23 protein-coding genes are annotated in these 26,930 nt (G+C 41.3%); 13 read left to right on the top strand and 10 right to left on the bottom strand.

Annotated elements, in window-relative coordinates; translation table 11 throughout:
• Nucleotides 1-403: 403 nt before the first annotated feature.
• The 3 genes from ACN222_RS03970 to ACN222_RS03960 all read left to right on the top strand — a co-directional run bounded on the left by ACN222_RS03970 (nucleotide 404) and on the right by ACN222_RS03960 (nucleotide 4,614).
• A complete protein-coding gene (locus ACN222_RS03970) occupies nucleotides 404-3,535 on the top strand; it encodes a hypothetical protein (protein ID WP_010994976.1) in 3,132 nt (1,043 codons plus the stop codon).
• A gap of 163 nt (nucleotides 3,536-3,698) precedes the next feature.
• Nucleotides 3,699-4,034 (top strand): photosystem II reaction center protein Psb28, encoded by a 336-nt coding sequence (psb28, locus tag ACN222_RS03965; RefSeq protein ID WP_010994975.1) that lies wholly within the window; start codon nucleotides 3,699-3,701, stop codon nucleotides 4,032-4,034.
• 76 nt (nucleotides 4,035-4,110) lie between these two features.
• Complete coding sequence (locus ACN222_RS03960; protein ID WP_010994974.1) at nucleotides 4,111-4,614, top strand: MogA/MoaB family molybdenum cofactor biosynthesis protein; 504 nt, start codon at nucleotides 4,111-4,113, stop codon at nucleotides 4,612-4,614.
• Nucleotides 4,615-4,807: 193 nt separating this feature from the next.
• Here ACN222_RS03960 and grxD read toward each other — a convergent pair whose 3' ends face one another.
• Both grxD and ACN222_RS03950 read right to left on the bottom strand, forming a co-directional pair.
• Entirely contained in the window at nucleotides 4,808-5,131 is a 324-nt protein-coding gene (grxD, locus tag ACN222_RS03955; protein ID WP_010994973.1) for a Grx4 family monothiol glutaredoxin, read from the bottom strand.
• Nucleotides 5,132-5,238: 107 nt separating this feature from the next.
• On the bottom strand, nucleotides 5,239-5,481 hold the full coding sequence (locus tag ACN222_RS03950) for a BolA family protein (RefSeq protein WP_010994972.1): 243 nt from the start codon (nucleotides 5,479-5,481) through the stop codon (nucleotides 5,239-5,241).
• 312 nt (nucleotides 5,482-5,793) lie between these two features.
• Here ACN222_RS03950 and aroC point away from each other — a divergent pair, with 312 nt between their 5' ends.
• The 6 genes from aroC to ACN222_RS03920 all read left to right on the top strand — a co-directional run bounded on the left by aroC (nucleotide 5,794) and on the right by ACN222_RS03920 (nucleotide 11,788).
• A complete protein-coding gene (gene aroC, locus ACN222_RS03945) occupies nucleotides 5,794-6,882 on the top strand; it encodes a chorismate synthase (protein WP_010994971.1) in 1,089 nt (362 codons plus the stop codon).
• Between the two features lie 125 nt (nucleotides 6,883-7,007).
• Entirely contained in the window at nucleotides 7,008-8,807 is a 1,800-nt protein-coding gene (locus ACN222_RS03940; protein ID WP_010994970.1) for a hypothetical protein, read from the top strand.
• A 298-nt stretch (nucleotides 8,808-9,105) separates the two neighbouring features.
• Nucleotides 9,106-9,360, top strand: coding sequence for a SemiSWEET family sugar transporter (locus ACN222_RS03935; protein WP_010994969.1), 255 nt, complete (start codon nucleotides 9,106-9,108; stop codon nucleotides 9,358-9,360).
• 21 nt (nucleotides 9,361-9,381) lie between these two features.
• The gene (locus tag ACN222_RS03930; RefSeq protein ID WP_010994968.1) at nucleotides 9,382-11,016 is read left to right on the top strand and encodes a B12-binding domain-containing radical SAM protein; all 1,635 of its coding nucleotides are present in this window, start codon (nucleotides 9,382-9,384) and stop codon (nucleotides 11,014-11,016) included.
• Nucleotides 11,017-11,136: 120 nt separating this feature from the next.
• Entirely contained in the window at nucleotides 11,137-11,325 is a 189-nt protein-coding gene (locus ACN222_RS03925; protein ID WP_010994967.1) for a CPXCG motif-containing cysteine-rich protein, read from the top strand.
• A gap of 19 nt (nucleotides 11,326-11,344) precedes the next feature.
• A complete protein-coding gene (locus ACN222_RS03920; RefSeq protein ID WP_010994966.1) occupies nucleotides 11,345-11,788 on the top strand; it encodes an SRPBCC family protein in 444 nt (147 codons plus the stop codon).
• 135 nt (nucleotides 11,789-11,923) lie between these two features.
• Here ACN222_RS03920 and ACN222_RS03915 read toward each other — a convergent pair whose 3' ends face one another.
• The 3 genes from ACN222_RS03915 to ACN222_RS03905 all read right to left on the bottom strand — a co-directional run bounded on the left by ACN222_RS03915 (nucleotide 11,924) and on the right by ACN222_RS03905 (nucleotide 17,561).
• Nucleotides 11,924-14,905: a calcium-binding protein gene (locus ACN222_RS03915; RefSeq protein ID WP_010994965.1), complete on the bottom strand. Its 2,982-nt coding sequence runs from the start codon at nucleotides 14,903-14,905 to the stop codon at nucleotides 11,924-11,926.
• 538 nt (nucleotides 14,906-15,443) lie between these two features.
• Nucleotides 15,444-16,499 (bottom strand): lysophospholipid acyltransferase family protein, encoded by a 1,056-nt coding sequence (locus ACN222_RS03910; protein ID WP_010994964.1) that lies wholly within the window; start codon nucleotides 16,497-16,499, stop codon nucleotides 15,444-15,446.
• Nucleotides 16,500-16,676: 177 nt separating this feature from the next.
• Entirely contained in the window at nucleotides 16,677-17,561 is an 885-nt protein-coding gene (locus tag ACN222_RS03905; RefSeq protein WP_010994963.1) for a carbohydrate ABC transporter permease, read from the bottom strand.
• A 148-nt stretch (nucleotides 17,562-17,709) separates the two neighbouring features.
• Here ACN222_RS03905 and purN point away from each other — a divergent pair, with 148 nt between their 5' ends.
• Nucleotides 17,710-18,366 (top strand): phosphoribosylglycinamide formyltransferase, encoded by a 657-nt coding sequence (gene purN, locus ACN222_RS03900; protein ID WP_044522749.1) that lies wholly within the window; start codon nucleotides 17,710-17,712, stop codon nucleotides 18,364-18,366.
• Nucleotides 18,367-18,520: 154 nt separating this feature from the next.
• Here purN and ACN222_RS03895 read toward each other — a convergent pair whose 3' ends face one another.
• The 4 genes from ACN222_RS03895 to ACN222_RS03880 form a co-directional block, all read right to left on the bottom strand.
• Nucleotides 18,521-19,102 carry a CPBP family intramembrane glutamic endopeptidase gene (locus ACN222_RS03895; RefSeq protein ID WP_010994961.1) on the bottom strand — a complete coding sequence of 194 codons (582 nt, stop codon included), beginning with the start codon at nucleotides 19,100-19,102 and terminating at the stop codon, nucleotides 18,521-18,523.
• Between the two features lie 126 nt (nucleotides 19,103-19,228).
• Nucleotides 19,229-20,263 (bottom strand): DUF3326 domain-containing protein, encoded by a 1,035-nt coding sequence (locus ACN222_RS03890; RefSeq protein ID WP_010994960.1) that lies wholly within the window; start codon nucleotides 20,261-20,263, stop codon nucleotides 19,229-19,231.
• Nucleotides 20,264-20,352: 89 nt separating this feature from the next.
• A complete protein-coding gene (locus tag ACN222_RS03885; protein WP_010994959.1) occupies nucleotides 20,353-20,535 on the bottom strand; it encodes a hypothetical protein in 183 nt (60 codons plus the stop codon).
• A 183-nt stretch (nucleotides 20,536-20,718) separates the two neighbouring features.
• Nucleotides 20,719-21,033, bottom strand: coding sequence for a 2Fe-2S iron-sulfur cluster-binding protein (locus ACN222_RS03880; protein ID WP_010994958.1), 315 nt, complete (start codon nucleotides 21,031-21,033; stop codon nucleotides 20,719-20,721).
• A 517-nt stretch (nucleotides 21,034-21,550) separates the two neighbouring features.
• Between ACN222_RS03880 and ACN222_RS03875 the strand changes: the two genes are divergently transcribed.
• The gene (locus ACN222_RS03875) at nucleotides 21,551-22,480 is read left to right on the top strand and encodes a methylenetetrahydrofolate reductase (RefSeq protein ID WP_010994957.1); all 930 of its coding nucleotides are present in this window, start codon (nucleotides 21,551-21,553) and stop codon (nucleotides 22,478-22,480) included.
• 279 nt (nucleotides 22,481-22,759) lie between these two features.
• Here ACN222_RS03875 and rpe read toward each other — a convergent pair whose 3' ends face one another.
• Nucleotides 22,760-23,467 (bottom strand): ribulose-phosphate 3-epimerase, encoded by a 708-nt coding sequence (rpe, locus tag ACN222_RS03870; RefSeq protein ID WP_010994956.1) that lies wholly within the window; start codon nucleotides 23,465-23,467, stop codon nucleotides 22,760-22,762.
• A gap of 154 nt (nucleotides 23,468-23,621) precedes the next feature.
• On the opposite strand from rpe, the gene ACN222_RS03865 reads away from it, so the two are divergent.
• Together ACN222_RS03865 and ACN222_RS03860 are read left to right on the top strand one after the other, a co-directional pair.
• Complete coding sequence (locus ACN222_RS03865; protein WP_044520723.1) at nucleotides 23,622-25,211, top strand: S8 family serine peptidase; 1,590 nt, start codon at nucleotides 23,622-23,624, stop codon at nucleotides 25,209-25,211.
• Nucleotides 25,212-25,594: 383 nt separating this feature from the next.
• Entirely contained in the window at nucleotides 25,595-26,923 is a 1,329-nt protein-coding gene (locus ACN222_RS03860) for a serpin family protein (RefSeq protein ID WP_096637237.1), read from the top strand.
• The last annotated feature ends 7 nt before the right edge of the window (nucleotides 26,924-26,930 follow it).

Here is a 26,930-nt window from a genome sequence, read left to right as displayed (position 1 = left end):
ATAAATAAAGAATAAATGGTTTGTAAAACTCGCCATGTCGTAGACAAAAATATTATTTAAGCTATTTTCATATAATCCTTATATATTATGCTTGTAAATCCCTAAATAATTTTTAAAAATAATTATTTTTATTAGGGCATTTCCTAATCGGCTAAAGTACTGAATACAATACTAATAAAATTGTCCAATCTCCGCACATCTCCGAGTTTAAAAACATTAGGTATGTACTTCCCTTAATTAATAATTGCTATATTTAAATAGCTCAACAAAAGATATAACTTTTGATGAATGTGGTTATTACCTGAGAAAGTGTAGAGCATTACAAACAATAACTAAGCTAAGAGATAAGCCCTTTATAAAGTAATGGGTCTTTCATCTATCGGACGTAAGGTATAAGAATCCTATGTTCTACAATTTGGATAGTTTTTTAATTTATTCCTGGTTCTCCTTGGGAATAGCAGGCACAAATAAATTGCCGGAAGTAATAGCTCCTAGCACAGTCCCTATAAGTTTTTCTGGGACAAAAATCCTAGTGGCTTTATTAGCTGGTACTTTGATGGCGATCGCCTTCCATTTACTACTAACTAATCTTTCTGTCGCCGTTGGTATCTCTACTTACGGCAAAAATCCCTATAGTGATGATGATGACGAATCAGAAAGTCTTGGTAAGCAAGTTCGAGAAGTAGAAGCAAAAGTTGGTGGTTGGGCAATAGTCACAGCAAGTATTGCTTTATTTGCTGCTACTTTCTTAGCAGTAAAATTGACCTTGATCGAAAATACAACATTAGGGGTAATTAGTGGTGTAGTCATTTGGTCTACCTATTTCTTTTTAATAATTTGGTTGGGTTCTTCTGCTGTGGGTTCTTTTCTAGGTTCAATTATCAGCACAGTTAGCTCCGGGTTACAAGCTCTAACAGGCACGGCTACTAGTGCTATTGGTGCAGCAACCACTAAAAACCAAATGGTATCCACAGCAGAAGATATCACAGCCGCAGTCCGGCGCGAATTAACCTCAGGTTTTGACCAGGATACTATTAGAAATACCCTGCAAAGTTCTTTATCAGCACTACAAGTCCCACAACTAAATTTAAACGAAATTCGCAGTCAGTTTGACAAAATATTGGGTGATGTAGATTGGCAATCCCTTGGTGATGGTGATTTACTACAAAATGTGAATCGCCAAACATTTATCGATTTAATTAGCGATCGCACCAATTTATCTCCAGCTAATATCAACCAAATTGCAGACCAACTACAAGCAGCTTGGCAGCAAGTTTCTAACCGCAAAAATCCCACCGAACAAGTAATTAATTTACTGCAATCTGCTACACCAGAAGAGTTAAAGGCGGAAGATTTGGGTGAACGTTTACAACAACTAGTTACATCTAGGAAAAACGGTAATGGTAGAAATGGAATGATGCAGCAAGCGGTGAAATTTGGCATCAGCGCCGCCGTACCAGCAGTACTAGATCGGGTAGATATTTCTGATATCGATGTAGACAGAATTACCAATCAACTGCAACAGTTACGAGACAAAGTTCAAGATATTGATGTCGAGAGAATCACCAAACAATTGCAACAGATTCGAGAGAAAACTACTGAGCAAATTAGTCACAGATTCTCACCCCCAAGTGATAACACTATCAAAACAGACGTAGAAGACTACATCCGCAATTCTTTTCCTTGGCATTTTAACCGCATCACCATTAGAAATGAATTTCAAGATGTCATCTACGACCCAGAGGCAGATCCTACAGATGTCCGCCAGCAAATTGAACAATTAAACCCAGATGATTTTACTAACTGGCTGACACAACGAGGCGACCTGACGGAAGCTAAGGTGAAAGAAATTGCTCAAGAAATGGAGAGTATTCGTCAGCAAGTTTTAGAAACAGTCCAGCAATCGGAGAAAATCGAAAAAGGTTACGAAATTCGCAACCGCATCGAAAATTACCTCCGTGCTACTGGTAAGCAAGAACTGAATCCTGAGACAATTGACCGAGATTTTGGTAATTTGTTAACGGAAGCAACGCAGGAGTTTGCAGATATCAGTACTCGCTTGCAAGGTTTTGACCGAGAAGCCTTTGTACAAGTATTGTTGCAACGTCAAGACTTCAGCGAAGAAGAGGCTAATAATATTGTTAGTCAACTCGAAAGCATCCGCGATAATTTTCTCAATCAAGCCAGAGAAACCCAAGAACAGGCGACCACCAAAGCCAATGAACTATGGCAAAGGGTAGAAGAATATCTGCGTCACACCAACAAAGAAGAGTTGAATCCTGACGCAATTAAGCGGGATTTGCGAGTGTTATTAGAAGACCCCCAAGTGGGAATTAACCTGTTACAGTCGCGCTTATCTCAATTTGACCGTGATACTTTAGTACAGTTGCTCAATCAGCGTCAAGACTTAAGCGAGGAGCAAATTAATCAAATTATTGATCAGGTAGAAGCCGTCAGAGATAGCGTTTTACAAGCACCCCAAGCCGTGGTAGACCAAGCAAAAGCACAGTATGAAAAAACTACCACAGCGATCGCCAACTATCTCCGCAATACTAACCTAGAAGAACTCAACCCTGAAGGTATCAGGCAAGATTTGGCGACTGTACTCAGCGACCCCAAAGAAGGTGCGGTGGCGTTGAGACATCGGTTATCTCAAATTGACCGAGAAACCTTAGTCAAAATCCTCAGCCAACAGCAAAACTTGAGCGAAGACCAAGTTAATCGGACGATTGATCAACTACAAGACGCTATTGGGGATATTATCAGAGCGCCCCGCCGTTTTGCTAAACGCACTACTCAAAGGGTTGTAGAGTTTGAAGCCGGTCTAGAAGATTATCTGCGTCAAACCAACAAAGAAGAACTAAACCCAGAAGGAATCAAACGCGATTTACAATTACTCTTGCGAGATCCACGCTTGGGAATTGGTAGTTTAGGCGATCGCGTTTCTCAGTTTGACCGTGGAACAATTGTGGCTTTACTATCCCAACGGGAAGACATCTCAGAGGAAGAAGCCAACCGCATCGCCGATCAAATTGAGTCAGTCCGCAGCAGCATTACCGAGCAAGTGCAGCAGATTCAGCATAAGTTACAGTCAGCAATTGACCAAGTTTTTGACAGGATTCGCAACTATCTCAACTCCCTGGATCGTCCAGAACTCAACTATGAAAGCATCCGTCAAGACTTCGCTAAATTATTTGATGACCCACAAGCCGGATTAGAGGCCTTAGGCGATCGCCTCAGTCAATTTGACCGTGATACCCTAGTTGCGGTTCTCAGTTCCCGTGAAGATATCGCCAAGGAAGATGTTAACCGCATCATCGACCAAATCGAAGCCGCACGGGATAGCGTCCTACATCGCGCCGGACGCATCCAACAAGAAGCCCAAAAGCGTATCAAAGCTGTGAGACAGCAAGCTAGAAAACAAGTAGAAGAAACCAGAAAAACCGTCGCTAGCGCTGCTTGGTGGCTATTCGGTGCAGCTTTCTCCTCTCTGGTCGCTAGTGCGATCGCTGGTGCATTAGCCGTCACAAGTTAGGGGTTTAGGGGTGTAAGGGTTTAGGGGTGTAGGGGTTTTTCACCCAATCCCCATTACCCCTTATCCCCAGAGGGGGCCCCACCTTCCCCAATCCCAAGTCTTTTGAGTTCTAAATGATGAGAGAATATTAAATTGGCATCATAAAACTTTAAATACTTACATCATGGCAAAAATCCAGTTTTCTAGAGGACTCGATGAAGAAGTAATTCCAGAAGTACGTTTGACGCGATCGCGCACAGGTGACACTGGTACAGCAACATTTATTTTTACAAACCCTAAAATTTTAGACCAAGGCACTACTGAAGATATTACCGGGATGTATTTAATTGACGAAGAAGGAGAAATCATCACCCGTGAGGTTAAGGGTAAATTTATCAATGGTAGACCTGAGGGATTAGAGGCTGTTTATGTGATGAAATCAGCCCAAGAATGGGAGCGTTTCATCAGATTTATGGAACGTTACGCCCAAGAAAACGATTTGGGATTCAGTAAATCTTAAGCGTCAACGGTCAACAGTCAACAGTCAAGAGAGTTTTGGACTACGGACTATTGGCTATTGACTTATCCCCCTATACATGATGAAAAAACCTCATCCAGATGCACCAGGAATAACGGTAAATTGTGCAGTTGTTACTGTAAGCGATACACGTACCCCAGAGACAGATAAAAGCGGTCATCTCATCCAGCAGCTATTAATTGATGCAAATTATACTGTAGATGATTACGTAATTATTCCCGATGAACCAGCGCAAATCCAATTACAGTTAGCATTATTGAGTCAGAATTCTAATTTAGATGCGGTAATTTTTAATGGTGGTACAGGTATTGCACCGAGAGATACTACTTATGATGCTATTGAAAAACTATTAGAGAAAACCCTACCCGGATTTGGGGAAATATTTAGATATTTGAGTTATCAGGAAATTGGTTCACGAGCGATCGCCTCTCGTGCAGTTGCAGGCGTATATAAAAATCAATTAATCTTCTCTCTTCCCGGTTCCAGCAACGCCGTGCGCTTAGGTATGGAAAAACTGATATTACCGGAACTCACTCACCTAGTTAGCCAAGTACGTAAATAGAACTATTCAGTGGGTAGGGTGTGTTGTCCCGCAGAGAAGGCTGCTCAAAATCTATCACTAAGTACCAAATAATCAAAGGTTTTAAGCCTCTCCCCGCGTCGGGGAGAGGTATGGAGAGGGGTTATTTCAAATTTATTGAACTCCCACTACATTTGAGCATGATTAGGGTTTTGAATCCCTTTTTCCCACAATACTAAGAAGCTAAAGCAACTTCCACTAATTGCTGTAACTCACCTTTTTGGTAAAGTTCAATCAGAATATCGGAACCACCAATAAACTCCCCATTGATATAAACTTGGGGAATTGTCGGCCAGTTGGAATATTCTTTAATACCCTGGCGAATTTCTTGGTCTTCTAAAACGTTGATAGTCTCAAAAGGAACACCCAAAGTATTGAGAATCTGCACAACATTGTTAGAGAAGCCACACTGAGGCATCAATTTGGTTCCCTTCATGAAAACCATAATTTTATTTTGTGTTATTAAATTATTAATTTTTTCGCTGGTTTCCTGTGTCATGGCTTTTGTATGTCCTAGTTTTGTGATTAGTTATTAGTCATTAGTCATTAGTTATTAGCCATTAGTCATTGATTTCTTAATGTTGACTATGAACTATTGACTGTGGACTATTTACTAGTTTCGGGAGTGTATGTTTTCAATGCTAAGGCGTGGATGGCTTCAGTTGACATAGCTTGCCGCAATGCACCATAAACTAACTGATGCTGTTGCACAAGTCTCTTACCTGCAAACTGCGATGAGACTACTGTCACCTGATAATGGTCGCCGCCACCGGTCAAGTCTTGCACCTGAACCTGCGCGTCTGGCAGTTCCGCCTTGATCATTTCCTCAACCTGCTGCGGAGTAATCATCGCAATTCCTGAAAAAACTTACTTTTCTATTATTAACAGATATACAGCAGATGCTTATGGTTTGAAAATAGGGACTGGGGATTGGGGACTGGGGATTGGGGACTGGGGATTGGGGACTGGGAATAGTTACTTCTTAATTTTACTCCTGATGACCATGCTTCCTTCGTGTTTCCCATCACCAAAATATATAGATAACATAAATGTCAAGAAACTTCTTTGCTCAATATTACGAAAAAAAGTACAAGCACAAAGATTAATTTTTACGGAAACTCTAGGTACAATACATAAGCCGCTTCCTTTTTCCTCAAGATCATGGGCAATACTTTTGGACATCTGTTTCGGATCACTACTTTTGGCGAGTCACACGGTGGAGGCGTGGGGGTTGTGATTGACGGCTGTCCTCCGCTACTCGAAATTTCTCCTGAGGAAATTCAACTGGAGTTAGACCGCAGACGACCCGGACAGAGTAAGATTACAACGCCTCGTAAGGAAGCAGACACCTGTGAGATTTTGTCTGGGGTATATGAAGGCAAAACTCTGGGAACGCCAATATCAATTTTGGTGCGAAATAAAGATACTCGTCCCCAAGATTATGATGAGATGGCGCAAAAGTATCGTCCTTCCCATGCTGATGCAACTTATGATGCTAAATATGGGATTCGTAATTGGCAAGGTGGCGGTAGATCCTCAGCGCGGGAGACAATTGGTAGAGTAGCCGCAGGTGCGATCGCTAAAAAAATTCTCCGGCAAGTTGCTAATGTAGAAGTTATAGGCTACGTCAAACGTATCAAAGACTTGGAAGGTGTTGTAGATCCCAATACCGTCACCCTAGACCAAGTGGAAAGCAATATCGTTCGCTGTCCTGATGGCGAATTGGCAGACCGCATGATTGAATTAATCGAACAAACAGGTAGACAAGGTGATTCTATCGGCGGTGTAGTGGAATGCGTAGCGCGGAATGTTCCTAAAGGCTTGGGTGAACCTGTATTCGATAAGTTGGAAGCAGATATCGCCAAAGCTGTGATGTCTTTACCTGCTAGCAAAGGTTTTGAAATCGGTTCAGGTTTTGCCGGGACTCTGCTAACAGGATTTGAGCATAACGACGAATATTATATTGATGAAAACGGTGAGATTCGCACAGTAACTAACCGTTCCGGTGGGATTCAAGGCGGTATTGCCAACGGAGAGAATATCATTTTGCGAGTTGCATTTAAACCCACAGCCACGATTAGAAAAGAGCAAAAAACAGTTACTCGTGAAGGCGAAGAAACCCTATTAGCCGCCAAAGGTAGACATGATCCCTGTGTTCTACCCCGTGCAGTCCCGATGGTAGAAGCAATGGTGGCGTTGGTACTGTGCGATCATTTGTTACGCCATCATGGACAGTGTAAGGTGCTATAAAAATTCCTTGGCAATTTTCAATAGTACTTTTTTACTGGGTGGGTGTTTGACTCGCCCTTTTTTCTGGGTAAGTTTATGGTAGCGAAAAACACATTTTACTGAGTAAGCTACCATTGACTAGCAACATGGATAAAGAGTTTCAAAATCGCTTAGAACACTTTGCTGTACTAAAGTCTAAATATAAAGTAACTAGTTTTCAAGATTTATCACCGTCCAGTTTACTTTATCTCATTTTAAGAAAATTTGACTTAGGACTTGAAGTAACTGAACTAGAGTTTAATTGGTTAAGATGTCAAGAACTTTTTGAAACTGCTGAGATTATTTTTAAACAGCAGGAGTATAAATCAGTAGAATTAAGAACCTTGCGAAATGAGTTTGACTCCCTCAAATCTCAATATCAAATACCTAAAATAAGGACAGACTTTAAAGATTCTTCTAATACTCTTTTCCCTATCCTTTGGAAACTTAATTCAGAAAAATCACTGACTAATTCAGAGATTGAATGGCTAAAAAATAATCAGCTTAATGCAACGATAGCACTTGTCCATAAAATGCAATTAGAAAAGGCTTTTTTTGCTTTGAAGACAAAGTATCAAGCCACTAAATACCAAGGTTTATCACCTAATAGCCCACTATATAAGATTCTCAAGAAACTGGATGATCGAGAAAGACTGAACTATCCAGAATTGGAGTGGCTAAAGAAAAGAGAGTTATTTGAAACAATAAAGGTTTTTGAACAACAAGAAATAGAAAAACAGGCAAATTTTATTCAACTAAAAATTAAATATCATGCCAATCAATACCCAGACATATCGATATCTAGTCCATTATACTCAATATTACAAAAGCTTGACAATCATGAAAAATTAATTGAAACAGAATTTAAATGGCTAGAGAAGCAAGAACTTACCGAGACAATTGCCATTGTTAGAGATTTGGAACAAGCACAAGAATTTGCTATCTTGAAACTTAAATATAAAGCAAATCAATATGTCGATTCATCGCTTAAAAGTCATCTGTATAAAGTCTTAAAAATAATTGAGGGAGGGAACTATCTATCTGATCAGGATATCAACTTCCTGAAAAAACGCAAGCTGACTGAGACTATACAAATTGCAGATGAAAGATATATCTCTGCTCTAAAATTCAAGATAAATTTGGGAGAGTTACTTAATGATTCAGAAATTATCTGGCTGAAGAATCACGGACATGAGGATATCATTAATTTGGCTCAACAACAACACTTTAGAGTACTAAAAAGGAAATACGGATTAGTAGATCCATTGCTGCCAATTGAGCCATTTTATACAATTATGCTAAAGTTAGAGAAAGGAGAAAGATTAGATCCTATATTAGTTATTCCTCTGATACAAGAGAAGATGTTATCTTATGATGGAAAAATAGCCCTTGCACATCATAAACTTGAAGCAGAGTTTTATGAAAAAGAATTACAACGCACCGGAAATAAATGGCATATTCCCACAGCTAGTAGTTATTGGCGCAAAGCAGATGAGCCAGAAAAGTCTTTAAAGGTGACTGATTTGAATTTAGGAAAAATCAAGGAAAGTAAACTAAAATCAGCAATTTTAGTTACTAGGGGTGGTGCGTTTAGAGATATGATCAAATTGGATGAGGCTGAAAATTGTGCCAGAAAAGCTATAGAGTATCACCCTGATAGTTATCAACCCTATACTTTAATGGGAGCGATTTTTTATGATCGTGGTAGTTATGCTGAAGGTGATTATTGGTTTGAACAAGCCATACAACGTGGCGCTAAAACTGAGGATATAGATGATGAAATAAAACGAGTATTACGCAGTACAAGAGATGAGATAAAACGGCACGAAGCCGCAGAATATTTACTACGGAAAGACGCAAAACGCTATTCTTGGGCTAAATCTCATCTCATGACAGTATCAAGGTAATTGTCAAGAATTTGGGTGGCATGGCTATACCGTCTATCTACATAGTTTACTAGATTTATTCACAGCGTTTTGAGAGTTTCCATTGTACAGAGTTTTTGGTGGGCAATGCCCACCCTACAAATGCTACAAATGCTAGACGCGCTACCACTTTAGCGGGGGTTTGTCTTGCCTTATTCCCCAGGTTATATGAGGCGATTCGCCTGCAATAATTTTAAATTTGTGGTCTACTAAGGTACTATGGTTGAGAATAAGGGCAAATTTGCCTAAAATAAAGCATTATTTTAGCGAGTTATATTACATGGATTTTGTGACAGTTCTAGGTTTCGCTGCCGCTTTATTAACTACTTTTTCATTTTTGCCACAGATGATTAAAACATGGCAAAGTAAATCAGCTAAAGATGTATCTTTTATTATGCTGATATTCTTTAATACTGGTATTTTCTTATGGCTAATCTATGGAATTATTCTGCAACAATTACCTGTTATCTTTGCTAATGCTACTACATTAGTTTTTAACATGATAATTCTATGGCTTAAAATTAAATATAGATAGATATACTTTGATAAAACTCCTGTGACATCTTCTTTCTTTAGCGCTGAACGCCTGTTATTTACTCCTACTACACCAGAAACCAACGCCATACCACTGATATTTGCTTTTCCCAATGAGTACACGGTGGGTATCACTAGTTTGGGCTATCAGGTAGTATGGGCGACTTTGGCAATGCGTAGCGATGTGCAGGTGAGTCGTTTATTTACTGATACTTACGAACCACTTCCTAGAGAACCAGAAATTGTCGGCTTTTCTATTTCTTGGGAGTTGGATTATGTCAACATTTTAAATCTATTGGAATCTTTACAAATTCCCATTCGCGCCAGTTTGCGTGATGATTCCCATCCCATAGTTTTTGGTGGTGGCCCTGTTCTCACGGCGAACCCCGAACCTTTTGCCGAATTTTTTGATGTAATTTTGCTGGGTGATGGGGAAAATCTGCTGGGTAATTTGATTGAGGCTTATAAAGAAGTCAGGAATGCTTCTAGGCAAACTCAACTGCAAGCACTTGCACAAATACCAGGAATTTATGTTCCGAGTTTGTATGTAGTCGAGTATGAAGCAGTAGATGGGGGTATAAGTTCGATTAAGCCAATTTCCTTGGAAGTTCCCCCAGTAGTGCAGAAGCAGACTTATCGAGGAAACACCCTGTCAGCTTCGACTGTAGTCACAGAAAAAGCCGCCTGGGAAAATATTTTCATGGTGGAGGTGGTGCGGAGTTGTCCAGAAATGTGCCGCTTCTGTATGGCAAGTTATCTAACTTTACCTTTTAGGACTGCTAGTTTGGAAGGCTCCTTAATTCCAGCGATTGAGAAAGGTTTACAAGTGACAAATCGGTTGGGGTTATTGGGTGCATCTGTAACTCAGCATCCAGAATTTGAGACGTTGCTAGATTATATTAGTCAGCCAAAGTATGAAGATGTCCGGCTGAGTATCGCTTCGGTGCGGACGAATACGGTAACAGAACAGTTAGCTAAAACTTTAGCCAAACGAGACACGCGATCGCTTACTATTGCAGTAGAAAGTGGTTCGGAAAAAGTCCGCCAAATCATCAACAAAAAGCTACACAACGACGAAATCATCCAAGCCGCCATCAATGCTAAAGCCGGCGGTTTGACAGCCTTGAAACTCTACGGCATGGTGGGACTACCAGGAGAAACACCAGAAGATTTAGACGCAACGGTGGCCATGATGCGTAGTATCAAAAAAGCTGCCCCAGGACTGCGTTTAACATTGGGTTGTAGTACCTTCGTGCCGAAAGCCCATACACCATTTCAATGGTATGGGGTCAATAAGCAAGCAGAAAAGCGGTTACAGTCTTTGCAGAAACAGTTAAAACCCCAAGGGATAGATTTTCGCCCAGAAAGCTATAATTGGTCTATCATACAGGCTTTGATCTCCAGAGGCGATCGCCGCATCTCTCAACTTCTGGAACTTACCCGCGACTTTGGCGACTCCTTGGGTAGTTACAAACGTGCATTTAAGCAACTCAAAGGGCAAATCCCCGACCTAGAATTTTACGTCCATAGTGATTGGTCAACTGAGCAAATATTACCTTGGAGCCACTTGCAAGGGCCTTTGCCACAGTCTACACTACTAAAGCATTTGGCTGAAGCAACTAGTCATTTTCACAAAGAACTACAGCCATTAAATTAGTGTTTGTCAGTGGTCGGTAGTTAGTAGTAAGAATATGTAACTTCACAAGCAAGGAATTAAACCAAGTCCCAAAACCACTGACAACTGACAACTGACAACTGACAAGCGACTGATAAATTAATGCAAAATACAGCTGAATTTTACTGTGCTTATTGTGGTGAACCAAACTTAACCTTTATTGACTTGAGTGCTGGTGGACAGCAATCTTATATTGAAGATTGTCAGGTTTGTTGTCGCCCCAATATCTTATATGTGCGGGTTGATGAAGATACCCTAGACATCGAAATTGATACAGAATATGAAGGTTGAATATTAGGTTTTTCTTTCCATGCTGCACTTTCAACATACCTCAATCATTAATGCGCCACCAGAAGTAGTTTGGAAATTCCATGAAAGACCGGATATTTTGCAACTGCTGACTCCACCTTGGCAACCAGTACGAGTCGTTCGCCGAGAGGGAGGATTAGAAGTAGGAGCAATCACAGAATTTAAATTATTTCTAGGCCCTGTACCGTTAACTTGGTTAGCCCGTCACACTGAGTGCGACAAATATCGCTTGTTTACCGATACCCAAATATCCGGGCCTTTTGAATCTTGGATACATCGCCATCAATTTCAGCCAGAAAATGGTAAAACCAAGCTGATTGATGATGTTTCCTACGTTATGCCTGGTGGCGAGACAATAGAATTTATCGGCGGTTGGCTAATACAAGCACAACTGGAAGCTATGTTTCGCTACCGTCACTATGTCACAAAACGCGAGTGTGAATAGAGAAATTCGCCAAAATTAGGAAGTTTGTTAACTCCTCCTTTGGTAATCAGCAACAATAGAGGATTCTGACAAACACTGACTTCATCTAACCTGAGTCTCCAAAGGAGGCGCACGTTAATTGACTCAATTACCAGACTAAAAAATCACGAAATTATTAGCAGTGAGAGTGGGAGCGCCGGAGAGTGTAGCAAAGTGAGCGCCAGAACCCAAACCATCAGCACTACCATTTTGGTTATAGAACAAGCGACCACTACCTAAACTGTAAACAATCAACCCATTGCTAATTGCCGCCAATGTATCGTTACTGACACTGGCAAACTCACCACCTACACTAAAACCATTGCCAACCACACTAGTTAGAGCGGAGAAGCTGACCTTATCTAACTTAATGTCATCCACACCAACTGCAAAATCAGCAACAGTATCTATACCAAAATCACTATTGTTGAAGGGATTACCCGGATTACCAAAACTGAAGGAATCAGCACCAGTACCACCATTCAGGATGTCATTACCAGCACCACCAAACAACTCATCGTTGCCAGCACCACCATTCAGGATGTCATTACCATCACTACCAAACAACTCATCGTTGCCAGCACCGCCATTCAGGATGTCATTACCATCACTACCAAACAACTCATCGTTACCAGCACCACCATTCAGGATGTCATTACCAGCTTCACCAAACAAGACATTATCAGCATTATTACCAGTAATGCGGTTATCCAGATCATTGCCTATGCCTAATGTGGCTTGATTACCCACCAAAGTCAAGTTTTCCAGATTCACCCCTAAAGTCCAATCTACCGATGAGATGACTGTATCTATTCCTGCATCTGCGGCTTCAATAATTACGTCGCCTACACTATCAATTTCATAAACGTCGTTACCTAAACCACCTTCTAATGTATCCTCACCAGTCTCGCCATTGAGTCGGTCATTACCATTACCGCCAATCAGGATATCGTTACCATCTTTACCGATTAACCAGTCATTGCCGTCACCGCCTTCTAAGCGATTGACGGCATTGTTACCAATAATGTGATTATCTAGTTCATTGCCTGTGCCATCAATGATAGTGTTACCCAAGAGGGTAAGATTTTCTAAGTTAGCTCCCAATGTCCAACTGATGTAAGAGTTGACTTTATCTGTGCCTTCATTGGGGTTTTCTTCGATTACATCACCTACAGTATCTACTGTGTAGATATCGTTACCTGTACCACCCCTTAAGATGTCATCACCTGTGCCGCCATCGAGGTTGTCGTTGCCTACTCCACCATTAATGATGTCGTTATCTTCGTTGCCGTAGAGGAGGTCTGAACCTTCGCCACCATCTAAGGTGTCGTTGCCTGTGCCACCAAATAGGTAATCGTTACCTTCGCCACCATCTAAGGTATCGTTACCCGCTCGTCCAAATAGGTAGTCGTTACCTTCGTTGCCGTTAATGATATCTTCGTTGGCTGTGCCGTAGAGTTTGTCTAGTCCTGTTGTACCTTGGATAGGATTGTTGATGGGGCTAACTGTGATGCTGGCAGTTAGAGTATTACTACTAAAGGCTGTGGCATTGCCATTAACCGCAGCGTTTACTCCTGTAGTGCCACCAGCTACTCCATTGGAACCATCCCAAGCACGGAAGGTCAGATTAGCTTGGCCATTGTAGTCAGCATTGGGGACAAACCTGACTCTAGTATTTGTTTGCAGTTCCACCTGTGTAAGGTTGCTAGAAGCTTGAGCAGAGGTTGTATTGTCACCGAGGAAAAGGAAATTGGGTGTTTCGTAAGGGTCAAAAGGTAAAGAAGTGATTGGGGAAGGTGCAGCAGTGGAGTGGTTGAATGCGCTGTAATCACGGAGATTCCCACTTAAAATAGGCGTAGATGAATCTGGAGCAAACAGCTTGTAAGTGTTATTTTCAACTACCAGATGATAACGGGTGACTGCTGTGGTTGTGTTTCTAAATGCTCGTTCTGTGGTGCTATGAGTAAACAATGGACTAGCTGTCTGCGCCCAAATTTCATCTGTCCAGAAGCCTAGTTCAATTGCTTTGGTTTTGTCACTAGTGACAACAATGACACTAAATCCCGCACGGTCTTGAATGCCATCACCATTATCATCACTGGTGTGAGTTTCACCGTTAATTTTCACATCAAAACTAATAGTGAAGCCTTTCACAGGATCAAGCTCAGGAAAAGCCTGGTTAAATAGAATTGGGGCGTAACTATTGTAATTACTGTAGCCAGATGACCCAATTGACGAACTGTTTAATTGAATTCCACCAGTAATTAGAGACTGAGTACCACCCACGGGGAACAACGGAAAAACAGGAGGCGAAGCGCCAAACTTGAGCCAACCTTGGGAAGTGGGTAAACTACCTAACGAGCCATCATAGAGTCTGATACTAGGAAGTAGTAATGTAGCTGAGTTATCAGAAGCATTACCAAAATTGAGCCAATTGACACCGCCATCAAGAGAATATTGCCAACTACCGTTGTTGTTATCTGCTCCGGTGACTGCAATTCCTTGGTAGTCTGGGTCACTGTCGCTAATTAAGCCTCTTACTAGGTCAGCAAGTAAGCTACCCTTGTTACTGATAAGGGGTGCATCCTCATTAATAGTTGGTAGAGTGGGACTCCCAGCGTTAAGGGTTGGTGCTGTGTCGTTAACAGGGGTAACGGTAATAGAGGCTCCTTCATAGTTTGTACTGAAGGCAGTTGTTCCACCTTTACCAGCCAAAATATTTGCTGTGCTACCCGATGTACCTGTTGTTTGATCCCAAGCGTAGAAGTTAATATCGGCAGTACCGCTAAAGTTAGCATTGGGGTGAAAGCGGATTTTAGTATTGGCATTTGACGGTAGTAACCGTGCTGCGGTTAAAGATGGTGTTCCAAAGGTAGTCCAGCTAGTTCCATTATTCAGGGTATATTCCCAAGTACCGTTACTGTTATCGACAAAGGTAACAGCGATGCCTTTTAACGCACTAGCATCTGGGTCACTGATAGCGTTGCCAATAATATCAGAAACTAGAGTGCCAACGTTGGTAGTAGGAATTAGGTCTTCGATAATAGAAAATAATGTGAGATTACCTGTATTGTTCAGTAGAGGTGCGGTGTTAGCCATAATTTTGGTGGTTAGATGCTATGAGGACAATAAAAATTTGAGCCAACACAGATATTTGTTGACTAAATGGCAACTATAGGAGTCCGACTTTATTCTTGTTGGTGTAGGCTGTAATTGTGCAGACAAATTTAAGTATTTGCCAATCTACAAATACTCATATATGTATATTTCAAGAGTCAGTTAGTAGCTTTGCCTATATTGGGAGAATGATGTCTGCTAGGATTGGGTGAAAGTATACTTCATACCAACTTAAAAAAAGAATGCAACAGATACACAACCCCAAATCCTCGTTAAATCTGGCTTTCTTAATTTTGAATTGGTATCATGTATCGGAAATTAGTTGTTAAGATAGGACAAACCTACTGATTCTATTGCCAATATCTATGGAATTGATATCATCTCCATGTATAGGTAATTCAGTATATCTAAGTTAATTTATTGCTTTGGCAAGCAAGTATTTCTACTTTAAATAATCTATTCTTTATAGTTAAGGTCAGCCACAGTATTCTTGCGTAAATGTATAGAATTGCCCGAATAACTATTCCTCAACACCCAAATTTTTATTCAATAATTGATTCACGCGAAATTGTAATCGTTGTTGAAATTCTTTAGTACGTTGATAAACTAACTTACGTTCCTGACTAGAATCACAATCAAATACCTTGTCATTTAATGTTTCCACAGGCTCAAAAAAGTAATGTAAGCGAGTTCTCATTGCCCAAACACCCATTGAAGGGAAGACAATTAAAGCAAATATTAAAGGTGATAGTGGTAAAAATGGTAATTTAAACAATTTGCGTAATTTTTTTAAATTAATAGTCCAAGGATGTAAAGATTCGCTACCGATACAGATAACCGGGAGAATGGGGATATGATAGCGATCGCTCAACTGTACAAAACTTAAATCAAATTTCTGTAGTTGGTAACGTTGTCGCCAGCCTTTACGAGGCCCCCGTATTCCTTCTGGTGCATATAACAGAATTTTATCTTGTGCTACGGCTGCCTCAAAATCACTCAAATCAGCCCGGACTGCACCCAAAACCTGCGACCATTTGGGAGGTAGCCACCACACCATCCAAGGATGTTCAAATAATGAACCCTCTGCTATTGGTTGGGCTATCCAACCTTTTGTTTGACCTAATAAATAACCCAAACTAATAAAATCCCAAGGAAAACACATTCCTGCATGATTCATCGCCACAATCATCGGGCCTGTTGATGGTAAATTCTCAACTTGATGCAATTCACTACGGAAATAATGCTGCACAATTGGGGCTAAAATCTCTTCCCGAAAAGCTTGTTGATAATTTGGGTTAAATTCCTCAGTCTCTGTTCTGGGAGAACGACAACCCAGACGCAACCATCTACTCAACAATGCTAAATAAAATCCACCAGGAATTAAAAATAGTACATATTCTAACCAATTCCATCCATCTGGGTCTTGATGATAATGTTGCCAGTGACGGTTAAATAAAATCAACCAGCCAGGGGGATACCACAAACAAAACCAATCAAACCAGCTAAATTTATACCCCTGGTTGATATTTTGCTCTAAGTGAGTATTTATCAAACTTTCAGATGGTTGATTAATCACAAATACTTAATATTCAAAGATAAAAGTTTTATTAGGAAAACATCGTAGCCTGAAAAATTTATCATTTGTATCTGACTGTAGACGTAAAATTTACTACATTTTCTAGGAAATCAGAGGTTATGGACTATAAAATACTCCAATTACCAATTACCAATCATCCATTACCCATTACCCAACTTATGCTTCCTCTTCCCAAGTACGCAATTGCAAATACACAAGAACCAAAGCCATAGCTAATAGTACCGTTGCGGCGGCGGCGGCGTAACCAAAATCAAATTGTCCGAAAGCTTCCTGATAGATGTAGTAAACCAGTAAGTTAGTTGTATTTAAAGGGCCTCCACCAGTCATTACATAAACTTGCTCAAAACTCCGCAATGTAAAAATAGCCGTGGTGACAGTGGCAAAGATTAAAGTGGGTCTTAATCCTGGTAGGGTGATATGCCAAAACTGTCGCCAACCATTGGCACCATCTAATTCTGCGGCTTCGTAGCGACTGGGGGGAATGGCTTGCAACCCTGCCAAGAACACCACCATATTAAACCCTAGTTGTTTCCAAATGCTTAAAATGATTAGTACAGGCATTGCCCAAAAGGTATCGCCTAACCAAGAAATTGCTGGGATGCCAAATATATTTAAAAATGCGTTTACCGGGCCAGAGGTTTGAAACAACCAACGAAAGCCTAACCCAGCAGCAACCAGAGAAATAATTGATGGTAGAAAATATGCACTACGTAGCACCCCCCGCAAGGCCATAGAACGGTTCAATAAAACTGCTAGCCCCAAAGGAATCACTAAGCTGGGGATTACAGAAGCTACCGTAAAATAAACGGTGTTACCAATAACTTGCCAAAAATCAGGGTTAAGTAACAATCGCCAGTAATTCTTGAAACCTACCCAATATGTACCTGTGGAAGTGAAACTGCCAGCAGTAAAACTTAGATAAAACAAATAGGCAATAGGCCACAGGACAAATAAACCCAACAAAATTACAGCCGGGGCGAGAAAAGCCCAAGCGGCGAATGTATCATTGTCTAACCATGACTTAGTGGATATTTTCGGCATTATAATTTTCCTCTCAACTGTCTTGAAAATGGGTGTAAGGGTGTAGGTAAAAGAAATTTTCTCATGAGTAATTAACTTGAAAGTGCTGAGTGTATATTCTTTCCCAGCCCCCAGTCCCCAGTCCCCAGCCCCTAATTTTGAATTGTTTATGACCCTCCGCCCTGATTCTACCTTTAGCCTTGTTTCTCCCAGCATTAATACATATCAATTTTCTCATGGCGCTCCTGTGAAACTGGGGGTGATGGCTTCTGGTAGTGGTAGCAATTTTGAGGCAGTTGCTCAAGCTATTGAAGACCAGCAACTCAATGCCCAAATCCAAGTTTTAATTTACAATAATCCCACCGCTAAGGCAGCAACTAGAGCAGCTAACAGAGGAATAAAAACGGTTTTGTTAAACCACCGCGAATACAAAAATCGGGAAATTCTTGATCAAAAAATTGTGGAAACTCTACGCCAATATGATGTGGAATGGATAATTTTAGCTGGTTGGATGCGTGTGGTGACATCGGTTTTAATTGATGCCTTTCCCCGGAGGATTATTAATATTCACCCTAGTTTGTTACCTAGCTTTAAGGGTATTCATGCTGTAGAACAAGCTTTAGAGGCTCAGGTGAAAATTACAGGCTGCACGGTGCATTTGGTTTCTTTAGAAGTGGATAGCGGGCCGATTTTGATGCAGGCGGCCGTGCCAATATTACCCGATGACACAGCAGAGACACTCCACGCCAGGATTCAGATTCAGGAACACCGTATATTACCACAGGCGATCGCTCTGGCGACTCAAACTAATAGGACTTACGCATAAAAACGAAAGATCAAGGGTTTGGAGAAGGGTATAGGGGTATGGGGGTGTAGGGGTATAAATGCTTGAAACCCTTACACCCTTACATCCTTACACCCGGTCTCAACAGACAACCTGTATGCGTAAGTCCTAGCTAATTTAACGGAAGTGTTGTGTTCTACGACTGGCGCAGTTTCCACAAACAACTAGAAACCAAATTGGTCATGATATGAGCCACAATTGGCACTAGCAAGTTACCAGTCCACAAGGCGCTATACCCCAGTATTACCCCAACAATGGTTGCCCAAATGACGTAAGGCCATTGTTGGGAACCACTCAGGTGCAGAATACCAAAGCATAAACTAGAACCAATAACGGCAAAATGGTCTAAGCCTAAAGCGGGTAACATAACACCGCGAAATAACAATTCTTCACTTAGTCCTGGTAGTAACCCCAACCAAATTAAGTCCGGCCAAGCTAAGGGTTTCAGCACTAATTCTAAGTAATAGTCGGCGCTTCTGCGGTATGCCTTCCAGAAGCTATAAGCTAGCCCACTTAAAATAGTAATAATTAACCCTACACCAAGCCCCAGCAAAAAATCTCTTGGGTACCAATGCCATTCAAATAACAAAAAGTTCCCAAAGCGCAACCATAACTTAGCAATTGTCCACAACAAGACGGCAGTTACACCCATCGCCACTAGCACTTGGGTACGTGTTAAGTATGGAATTTCTGGTTCTTGTTTTTGTTGTTCAACCACGGGAGTTTTAGGGGAGTAGGGATTGAAGATTGGGGATTGGGGAAGGTGGGGCCCCCTCTGGGGATAAGGGGTAATGGGGATTGGGGGAAGAAGATGGACTATGGACTATGGACTATTGACAACTGACTAATGACAAAGGGACTTTGGATTAATGCCTGCTTTGTGGGCTACTATTAAGCCGACTGCTTCCAAATAAGATTTTACTTGTATGGATTTAATTCCTAAGGCTTGGGCAGTGACTTGAATTTGAGTTTGATTTTCCTCTACAGTGATAATTTGGCATTGCTTTTGACTTAGGCTGAGTAAGGCGCTGCTACCGCAGGCTGTTGCTGGCATGATAATAGCATCCACTTGCTCTGCCCAAATGTCTTCTAGGTGAGATTGGCTTGACTCTTTCTCTAATATAAATTGTGGTGCGCGGCTTAAACCTACGAGTACGCTCGGTAAGAAAGTATAACCTAGTTCTTCTGCCGCAGAACGGGGTGATAAGTCTGGATATGGGGGTTCTGGTGCTAAAGCGGGGGAATGGGCGCAAGGAATCTGAAAGTTTCTAACTACTAAATGGCTAATGACTGCTTCTGCCCCGGCAATGGGGTCTACACCTTGACCGTGACGGTAATTTTGCGCTGCTACCTCATCCATATCATCAGGGAAACGGGCAACAATTGCGATCGCTTCTGCCCCACTTTTGTTAATTAATATTTCGGCAGCTCGTAATAAACTATCGGGGTTGCCAATTGTCCCCCAACTTGCGCCTGATGGTGCAGTCCGTAATTCTACGTTCAAGGGCGCATCAGTAATTACATGATCTGTGATAGTTAAACCCAAAGTCGCCCGCGCTGCATCGGCTGCTTGTAAGTGTCGTAGTCTTAAATCTGGCTCAATACCCTGGTCTAAAAGTAAACCAATTTTGTTATTGCGTACAGGCCTTAGTCCCCAACATCCGGCAGCAAATTTATCAAGCCCATAACCTTCCACATAGAAAGAGTTGGGGATGTTCCAGTATAAACTAGCACCATTAAGGACGTTGGGGTGAGTTATCAGGCGATCGCAAACCTGTGCTATTAATCTAGCAACAGGTAAAGCATCCCCCGCATATCCCCCAATCGCTGCACCAACACCAGTAGGTACAATCAAGATAGCAGTGTAAGGACGATTCATATTCAGTGCTGAGTTAATGTAGCTTCAAAATTATTGCGGATAGATGGGTTAACCCCCAGTATTGATCAATACTCAGCACTTGGAAGTCACTACTTGGCACTAACTGTAGTCACCACAGCTTCTACTGTCGCCTTTTGCCGTTCATCATCTACAGCAGTAATCGCCCAACGGAGAGGTTCACCTTGCTTTTTCAACTCTGCCTCAATGGCTGCTTGTAATTCTGTTGGTGTTTCTTGGATGTCAATTTCTGCACTAATAAAATGGGTTGTCATCGCTGTCAATCCGGTTGATTTGTAGCTTCTAGAATAACCGATTTCAGCCTTAGTGAAATACTGATTTTATGTATATTGTGGATCATGGATAGTAATTGGTAATGATAAATATCAGTAATTGGGATTGACCCACAAATTACTGACAACAAAAAATTACCAATTACCGACATCAAGCTATTTATCTTACTTACCGAATTGCATTTGATAAACAGTATCTTCTTTTTCGGTTTCAATTTTCAAATCGGAACGAGGATAGGCTACACAAAGCAATGCGTAACCTTGTTGTTGTAGTTCTGGGCTAACCCCCATACCATCACTTTGATCTACAGTTCCGGTAATAATTTGACCAGCGCAAGTTGTACAAACACCAGCATGGCAAGAACTAGGTAAATCTAACCCTTGTTCATCTGCAACTGATAAAATAGTTTTATCTTCAGGAACCTGTAAAGTGTGGGTTTTACCTTGGTGGAGAATCTCAACGGTGTAAGTCTTAGACATATTCTAAAAAACAAAAGCAATAGACAAACTTATTATTATATCTGAATTGTTTAACAATATTGCAGATATAGTCAACTACTAAAGAAAGCGCGATCGCGTTCATCTAAGTGAAGTAACTTAATTAGAATTGATCAATCTAGGGCGTGATGGTCTACGGCCGAACGCAGGTGATTGCTTAGTATAACGCTCTTCTATTACTTCCCTCAATATACAAGGTTGGGTTTCGTTCCTCAACCCAACACGAAAAATCCTTGGTTTTGTTGGGTTTCACTAAGGTTCAACCCAACCTATATTTTTTTCTTTCATCAGAGTCATAAAAGAGCGATAATCAATGTTATCAAGGCTCGTGGCTTTCAATGTCTCCTGGCGGAAATATTATATCTGCTGCTGGTTCTAATTCTTGAGCGACTGACATGACTTAATTGGGGCTAGGTATTTTGTAGGCTGGACTTCCCACTCCCTTGTTCTTTCAGGTGTAATTCGTTATACCCTTAAAAAGAACAAACATAATCACGTTATGGACGATAACCATAGCTATACTGCTTTGAATTATTTCAGTAAAGCCGCGCAAGCGGGGGAATTTTTAGTTACCGCCGAGGTAGCACCACCGAAAGGGGGAAATCCCACTCATATGATTGAAATGGCGGCGACTCTTAAGGGGAGAGTTCATGCTGTCAATATTACCGATGGTAGCCGTGCGGTGTTGCGGATGTCTTCATTGGTAGCATCGGCAATTTTGTTGCAACAGGGTATTGAACCAATTTGTCAGATGGCTTGCCGCGATCGCAACCGTATTGCATTACAAGCCGACCTCATGGGCGCTCACGCCTTGGGTATTCGTAATATTTTAGCTTTGACTGGCGACCCAGTAAAAGCAGGCGATCATCCTGAAGCCAAAGCCGTCTTTGATTTGGAAGCAGTACGACTATTGCAACTAATTCGGAAAATGAATCAAGGTGTTGATTGCAACGATAAACCCTTGACCGATGGCGCAACCGATTTATTTGTCGGTGCAGCCGTAGACCCCCAATGTGCGAGTTGGTCTGGTTTGCAAAGTCGCTTTGAACGCAAAATCGAAGCAGGGGCGCAGTTTTTTCAAAGTCAATTAATCACTGATTTTGAAAAACTAGAAAAGTTTATGGATAAGATAGCTTCAACCCATAAAAAACCAATTTTGGCTGGAATTTTTCTGTTGAAATCCGCAAAAAATGCCCAATTTATTAATAGGTGCGTTCCCGGTGTAAATATACCAGAACACATTATTGATAGATTAGCCAAAGCCAAAGACCCGCTAGAAGAAGGTGTAAAAATTGCTGCCGAACAAGTACAAACAGCGCGGCAATTGTGTCATGGTGTCCACATGATGGCAGTCAAGCGGGAAGATTTGATTCCCAAAATTCTGGACTTGGCTGGTGTTGCACCAGTTAATCAGCTAGTAGCGAAGTAAGCCAGTAACAGACTAGCTAGGTAGAGACGTAAAACTCTGCGTCTCTATCATTTGAAGAAACAGTATGATTAAAATAGTTCATTCAATAATCTTTTTGATTGATGTAATAGCACTAAGCATTACTAAACTGAGTTGATATTCCTGAACCTATAACCACCTTGGGGTTATTAGCGTTTGGCACTTCAAGTCTAATATTTTCCCGCAAATATCATAAAGTTAAGGGTGATAAATGAACTATCACCCTTAACTTTATGATTATTCTCTATCTATTCAGTCAGCCTAGACCTTCGCCAATTCTGGTGTAGGACGCTTGCTGTTGCGAATATTAGTAATCGCCTCTGCATAATCCTTAGCATTAAATACAGCAGAACCGGCCACAATTGCATTCGCGCCTGCTTCTAAAACTTGCCAAGTATTGTTAGCTTTTAGCCCGCCGTCTACTTCAATCCAAGGGTCTAAACCGCGTTCGTCACACATTTGACGCAACTGGCGGATTTTGGGTACTACCCCAGGAATAAAGCTTTGACCACCAAAGCCGGGGTTAACACTCATAATTAGTATGAGGTCGCACAGTTCTAGAACATATTCGATTAGTTCTAAAGGTGTACCAGGATTGAGTACGACACCTGCTTGTTTACCTAATTCTTTGATTTGTCCCAGGGTGCGGTGCAGATGTGGTGAAGCGTTATGTTCACAATGAACAGAAATGATGTCAGCGCCTGCTTTAGCAAAATCTTCTACATACTTTTCTGGCTCCACTATCATCAAGTGGACATCCAGAGGTTTCTTTGTAACTGGACGAATCGCCTCCACTACCAGAGGACCTATCGTAATATTAGGTACAAAACGACCGTCCATTACATCAACATGAATCCAATCGGCTCCAGCTGCATCTACAGCGCGAATTTCGTCACCTAAGCGGCTAAAGTCGGCTGATAGGATAGATGGAGAGATTACTATGGGTTTTTCAGATCGGTTTTGGGTCATGGCTGGTGGGTTTTTAAGCGTCCTCGTCTGTAAGCATTGTAACAAAATACTGTAACAAAATATTGAGAATTTTAGAAAAAGGCAGGGGTAGGAGACAGGAGGCAAGGGAGTAAAAAACTATTGGCAACTGACAACTGACAACTTACTAATAACTATGAAAAAACTAACTTGGATAATTTGCGGATTAAGTGCTTCCTGTTTAAGTGTGCCTGTGTTGGCTGCGGCTTTACAAAGTTCATTGGGAACTAACGGTATTGATGCTTTGAAGTTACACCAACCTCCTTATAATTTGCTTGGTAGAAAGATTGCTATCGGTCAGGTGGAAATCGGTCGTCCGGGGATGTTTGGTTGGGATAAGGCTGTGTCTAAAAATCGTGCTGTTTCACTGGCGGCTGTTTTTTTACGCAATGGCCCAGCTAAATCGAATAACGGTGTTGACCCCCATGCTTATAATGTGGCTGGTGTAATGGTCAGTAGGGACAAAGGTTTACCTGGGGTTGCGCCGGCAGCGAAATTATATTCGTCGGCGGTAGGTTCTACAAAAAATATGGGTCAACCAGAAGAGTGTTTATCGGCCCAGCACATAGCATCACAAAATGGTGGTGATGTCCGTGCTATTAACTTTAGCTTTGGTGAACCTCTTAACCGTGACCCTCGACCAGAGGCTGTTTTAGATGGGAATGCTTTACTGACTTTGTGTGTTGACTGGTCGAGTCGTGTTCATGATGTCGTGTATGCGATCGCAGGCAATCAGGGTAAAGGTGGTATTCCTATCCCTACAGACAATTTTAACGGAATAAACGTGGCTTTTTCATCCCGAAGAGAGGGAATTTTCAATAAAGTTGACGTTTCTAACCTAGCAGGCGTTAACCAAGGTGTTAGCGGTCGTCTGGCTGGTAAGGAATTTAATATAGATGGCCGTCGCGCCGTTAGTATAGTAGCGCCTGGTAGTAATATTAACTTGCTCAATCCTGATGGCAAGTTGAACAAGGTCACAGGGACAAGTTTTGCTGCACCTCATCTCACCGCTACGGTGGCTTTACTACAAGAATTTGGTGATAGACAGCTACGCACCAAAAAACCAAACTGGAGCATTGATAGCCGCCGTCAGCAAGTGATGAAAGCAGTACTACTCAATTCAGCCGAAAAGATTCAAGATAGTGGTGATGGTTTACGCTTGGGCATGACTCGCACACTTATTGATAAACAAAGCCAAGACTGGCTAGCTTCTGATGCCTACCAAGACCCCAAAATTCCTTTAAATGCCCAAATGGGAACGGGTCATTTAAATGCGTTTCGTGCTTATCAGCAATTTAGCGCTGGTCAATGGCAACCAACAGCACCAGTTCCAGGGATTGGTTGGGATTATCGACAAGTAGATATAGGCAAGTCTGTTGATTATGCGTTAACAAGACCACTCAAGAAAGATAGTTTTGTAGCTATTACTCTTAGTTGGAACCGTTTGGTAGAATTAAATGATACTAATAAAAATCAGCAATTTGATGTAGGTGAAAATTTCCGCGATCGCAAGCTGAATAACCTCGATCTTTATCTAGTAAAAGCTGATACCAATAATATAGATTCTGGTGTTGCTTGTTCTTCTATTAGTGAAGTTGATAGTGTAGAACATATTTTCTGCCCTGTTCCTGCTCATGGAAACTACAAAATCCGTGTCCAGTTCCAGAAGCAGCTTAATGAAGCCACTCAGCCCTATGCCTTAGCTTGGTGGACAGTCCCGAATTAATTTAAAAGTTGGGAATTTCACCCTTGAGACTTATTGGTTTGAAAATTGCCAGATTGAATTACCGACTTATTTGAGAAGTTGGCAAATTTGTTTACCATAAATGATTCTAGGGCTACTGTGGGAAAACCGAAATTTAGTAGTCTAAAATACAAATATTCAGCCTTAAGATAAACCACCGATATTAGAGACTGTAAAATCAATATACTGATTCATATTGAGGGAATTTTTGCAATAGTTATATTTACCTTTCTTGCCAAAGTTACTGTTACTAAAACTGTAACCGTCGAGTGTTTCAGGTATGTTAATGCAATAGTAAATAAGCAATACGGCATTAACGTCAAGTTTGGTAGATAGCTAAAAACTTTGGCACACGAGGTAGTAACATGAATCGGCAGAAGTTCAGTGGTGTGAAAGACAGTTTTTTACAAAGACGTTACGCTGTTAGTCTGGGAAGACGTTATGTTCTGGCAGCAGCTAGCGTAGTTCTATTCAGTGTACTAGGTTGTTCTCAAGTTAATCCTGACACAAGTGCGCTAGCCCAGACTGGGGTATCTCCAGCAGAATCTTCATTGCAAAAAAAAACAGTAGTGCCTGATACTAAAATTGTCGATGCTAATAATAAGTTTGGCTTTAAGCTGTTTTCGGAAATTGCCAAACAAGATGGTAACGCCAAAAATATTTCTGTGTCGCCCACGAGTGTAGCGATCGCCCTAGCTATGACCTACAATGGCGCTAGCGGCTCTACGCAAAAAGCAATGGCCAAAACCCTAGAGTTACAGGGTATCAGTCTACCAGAACTCAACTCTGGTTACGCTTCATTAAACAAGCTGCTACAAAATCCTGGTGAAAATGTCCAACTGACTATAGCTAACTCCCTGTGGGTTAATCAGGATGTTAGTTTGCGTCCCGATTTTGTGCAAACCACCCGCGATTTCTATCAAGCTAAGGTGACCAATTTAGACTTTCAAAATGTCACGGCTGTAAATACAATTAATTCCTGGGTACAGGAAAATACCAAAGGTAAAATTGACAAAATTGTCGATAATATTGAACCAAATCAGGCGCTATTTCTTATCAACGCCATATATTTTAATGGCAAATGGAGTAACGCCTTCGACAAATCTCAAACAACACCACAGACCTTTTACACTGCATCTGGTCAGCAGAAACAACACCCGATGATGTCACAAACGGGTGAATATAGATATTATGAAACCCCACAATTTCAGTCTGTAAGTTTACCTTATGGTCAAGATGGCAAGGTGAGTCTGTATATCTTTTTGCCCACAAAAAACTCTAACCTCAAAGCCTTTTCTCAAAACTTAAATGCAGAGAACTGGGAAAAATGGATGCCTCAGTTTAGAAACCGTGAAGGCTCTATTCGGTTACCGCGCTTTCAAACAGACTATGATATTACCCTGAATGATGCCCTGAAGTCTTTAGGCATGGCAGAAGCTTTTAGTAATAAAGCCAACTTTTCTGGTATCGGCGACAATTTAACTATTAGCCAAGTGAGACATAAAACTGTGATTGAGGTGAATGAAGAAGGTACAGAAGCTAGTGCAGCAACTTCTGTAGGCATGGTAGCGACATCTTTGAGAGAGCCACAACAGCCATTTAAAATGATTGTTGACCGTCCCTTTTTCTATGCAATTCGTGATAATCAAAGCAAAAATATCTTGTTTATGGGTGCGGTTGTAGAACCAAATTAAATCAATT

The organism is Anabaena sp. FACHB-595 (genome assembly GCF_048568275.1).
Classification (GTDB): Bacteria; Cyanobacteriota; Cyanobacteriia; order Cyanobacteriales; family Nostocaceae; genus Trichormus.
This window is presented reverse-complemented; position numbering and strand designations above follow the sequence as displayed.